The sequence below is a fragment of the Arthrobacter sp. 179 genome (assembly GCF_052379645.1).
In the GTDB taxonomy this organism is placed as follows: domain Bacteria; phylum Actinomycetota; class Actinomycetes; order Actinomycetales; family Micrococcaceae; genus Arthrobacter_H.
Map to the genome: position 1 here is coordinate 1 of NZ_JBQSYU010000051.1, position 3,704 is coordinate 3,704.

General features: G+C 63.9%; 2 protein-coding genes and 3 tRNA genes. All 5 read right to left on the bottom strand.

Annotated features, from left to right (window positions below):
- On the bottom strand, positions 1-1,298 hold a 1,298-nt coding region (locus tag ACT3UE_RS15680), incomplete at its 3' end, for a GTPase (protein ID WP_444567017.1).
- Positions 1,295-3,091 carry a dynamin family protein gene (locus ACT3UE_RS15685; RefSeq protein WP_444567018.1) on the bottom strand — a complete coding sequence of 599 codons (1,797 nt, stop codon included), beginning with the start codon at positions 3,089-3,091 and terminating at the stop codon, positions 1,295-1,297. The genes ACT3UE_RS15680 and ACT3UE_RS15685, both read right to left, overlap by 4 nt.
- A 130-nt stretch (positions 3,092-3,221) precedes the next feature.
- Positions 3,222-3,294, bottom strand: a tRNA-Glu gene (locus tag ACT3UE_RS15690).
- A 48-nt stretch (positions 3,295-3,342) separates the two neighbouring features.
- Positions 3,343-3,415, bottom strand: a tRNA-Glu gene (locus ACT3UE_RS15695).
- A gap of 64 nt (positions 3,416-3,479) precedes the next feature.
- Positions 3,480-3,551 (bottom strand) — tRNA-Gln (locus ACT3UE_RS15700).
- Positions 3,552-3,704 lie beyond the last annotated feature (153 nt).

Below are 3,704 nucleotides of genomic sequence, written 5' to 3' on the forward strand. Positions count from 1 at the left end.
GCCACCGCCAGCTCCAGCGCCACCGGCAGCACCTCCGAACCTCCACGGGCGGCACGCCGGATCGATCCCCGCCAGGCTTCGGGGGCGCCCTGACTCGCTCCGTCGGCAAAGGCGCGTACCGCGGAATCCGCCTGGGCACGTTGGGCAGCGCCGGGGGCCGGGAGTGACGTCCTGTTCACTGCAGGATTGACGTCTCGGCTACGCAGATTCAGTCGGCGCAAGGGGTCGGGGCGAAGCCGGGACAACCAGCGGGTCACCGGCCACCCGGTCCGGGCCCGAGCCTGCAGCCGATAAGAGGTCCGCGTGGCGGCAACCACGGTGTCCACTCCAGCAGCTTCTGCCAAATGATCAGCCAGACGTCGCTGCTGGGCCGGGCCGGGTTCGCTCAGGCCCCTCCCGATGGCGAACGCCGGGTCTTCCCGCGTTCCTGCGTCGGGATCCGCCGGTGAAAGTGATTCTCCGACCAGGCCGTCCGCGGCAGCCGCGACGTCCTGGAGGAGCCGATCCGTTGCCGCTGATCGGGCGACGACGACATCGGCCATGGCTTCGCGCAAACCGTCGATGCCTTCTCCGGTTTTTGCCGACACGGCATGGACTCGTGGACGGCGGAGCCCATCGGCCTCGAGGATGCCGCGCAGGGACTCGAAGACTGCCGTGCGGTCCGAGGAATCCAGCAGATCAATCTGGTTCAAGACCACGAGCGTGATACCGGCATAGGCGGCCAGCGGGCGGATGAATTCGTGATGGACCGCGGCATCGGCGTATTTTTGTGGATCGAGCACCCACACGAGGACATCGACCTGCCCGGCGAGTCGCTCGGCTGTTTCGCGATGTGTTGCCGTCGTGGAATCGAAGTCCGGGAGATCCACGAGGATCAAACCGCTGGCTACCCCGCTTCGACGTCGCAAGAGTCCGCTCTTGCTCGTTCCCAGCGGTTCATCGAGTGGATGACGCTCCTGAATCTGCAACCAATCCAGAAGATCATCACTGCCCTCTGCCTGCCAGACACCGGCCAGTGCGACGCTGGTCGTCGGGCGGATGGCCGCAGCACGGGCCAGCTCCCGGCCGGTCACCGCGTTGAAGAGCGAGGACTTTCCGCTTCCCGTGGCCCCGAAGAATCCGACGACGGTGTGTTCGGCTGACAGCGACCTGCGGGTGGAAGCCTGGTCGAGGACGATCCCCGCCCGCTCTATATCCGCCGCGGGGACCCTGCCGGTTCCGAGTTCGGTGGCAGTCTGGAGCGCTTCGAGTCGTTCGATCAACGGCGTGGTGGCTGTCTCCTTCCCCCGGCGGCTCATGACGTCTCCTTCGGAGCGGTTTGCGCGAGCTGATCCAGCCGCTTGGACAAGTCCTTCAACCGAGCGATCTCCTCCAGAGTTGGAGTGCCGTGCAGCAAGTTCAGGAATCGTGAGCTTTCCTCGGCGAGCAGTCCTTTCACCCGCTGTTCGAGTCCTTCGCGGGCTTTTTTGGCGAGTCGCCGGACGGCGTCTTCCCCGAAAATGGATTCCAGTAGTTTTTGACCGACGACGGCGGTGCCTCCGGCAATACCCACCTCGAGTCCCGTCAGTCCGGCGGTGGAAGCGAACACCACGACCATCAACGCCACGGCGACGCCGTTGACGCCGAAGGAGACCATCCGGGCGGTGAAACGCTTTCCGGCTCCTTCTGATCGGATCAGGGCCAGCAACTCGTTTTGCCAGTCACGGATTTCCGCGGCGACACGGTCGCTGAATCCCTCGGAGGTCGACCCGTAGTCGACGGTACCGATGAGGGTTCGGGCGGCGGGGTCGGATCGCCAGAAGGCCTCTGCTTGCTCGGCTGCCTTGGCGGCTTCGTCCACGATGACGGCGTGCAGCCCGGATTCGATGGCTTCCTCGACGGTGCTGACCGGCTGCGGTTTGCCCGTGAAGAAAGCGCCGATACGGTCACGTACTTTACCGATGCCCGATTCCAGCGAGCGGAAGAACTCTCCGGTCCCTACGAAATCTTGCCACCGGGCCAGAACTTCGCCGCGCAGCAGCGTCCCTTCGCTGGTGGCATTACCGATGCGTTCCGCGGCGGCCGCATAGGCTTCGTTGACGTGACCGGCAAGCTGGCGGCCGGCGTCGTGTTGTTCTTGTTGTGCAACGGCAATTGCGGAGGTGCGGCGGCCAAGCGTGGCGACCACCCCGGTGAGCGTCTTGCGGGCGATCGCTGCCCGGCCGGCACTGTCCGCGGCGATATCGGCCAACCACTCGCGGATGGGTGCCACGGCATCCGCAGCGATCATGCCCTGGCCGTCAAGCTTGGATTCCTGGACGACGAAGAGCTGAGCGCTGTCCAATCCCTGTCGGTCGAGCATGGAGCGCAGGTCTGCAGCAACCTCGTCTTCCACCCCCGACGGGACTCGGTCCAGCACGATGGCAAGGGTGATGTCGCGGGATGCTGCGTCTGCCAAGAGCCGCCACGGCACCGCGTCGGCGTACCGATTGGCAGTGGTCACGAAAATCCACAGATCCGCTGCCGCGAGCAGTTGTCCGGCCAATTGCCGGTTGGCGTCCGACACCGAATCGATGTCAGGTGCGTCCAGCAGGGCAATGCCCTGCGGGATAGTGTCCTGCCCGAGGAGCAGCAGCGATGGCCCGCCCACGGGGCCGGCACTTTCACCTTTGCCCACCACCCTCGCGGTCTCGGCCCCCGGTCTTTGCCCGTCAGGCTCGACAGTCCCCGTGATACGGGGTAGCCCGGGCAGAATTCGGTCCCCGTCGAACCACTCTCGCTCCGCCGGGTGATGGACCAAAATGGGCTGACGTGTCGTCGGACGGATGGCTCCGGCCCTCGTCACCGGATGGCCGACCAACGCGTTGACCAGGGTGGATTTACCGGCCCCGGTGGAGCCACCGACGACCGCCAGCAGTGGAGCATCGAGGCTGCGGTAGCGAGGCAGGATGTAGTCATCGAGTTGGACGGCGGCATCGTGCACGCTGTTGCGCACGATGCCGGCCTCTGGGAGGTCGAGCGGCAAGCGCACCGCATCAAGGGCAGACCGGCACTTTTGGAGCAGTTCGAGGGCCGGTGGTCCTGTTTGGCCGTCTCTGTCTAGGGAAGTCACGACTACATCATGCCAAACCAAGGTAGAGAACGGGGAAAGCTCCGCAGACGAAACACAGCCGAAATCGGTCCCAGGGCTTCAAACGAAAATTCGCGGCACATCCTGATGATGTACCGCGAATTTTCAAGCGTGACCCCAGCGGGATTCGAACCCGCGTTACCGCCGTGAGAGGGCGGCGTACTAGGCCGCTATACGATGGGGCCGCATAGCTCGCATCGTTGAGGGCTGATGCCGCCCTGTTCTTGTGAACGTGACCCCAGCGGGATTCGAACCCGCGTTACCGCCGTGAGAGGGCGGCGTACTAGGCCGCTATACGATGGGGCCATAGCTTGTCCGGACTGCTCAGCGGACAATGCCAGCCGGTGCAGAATCTGCCCCGGCTGTAGCGCTGGGATACCAGGACTCGAACCTAGAATGTCGGTACCAGAAACCGATGTGTTGCCAATTACACCATATCCCAATGGTTTGCCAGGCACGGTTTGCATCTCTTTCGAAATGTTCCGAACTCCTCGGCACGAGAAATAACTTTACCCGAGGAATCCGGCAAAACCAAAATCTGGGAAGATTGACTAAATGGTCCTGGGCAGCTGATGAATAATAAGGTTCAGGAGCC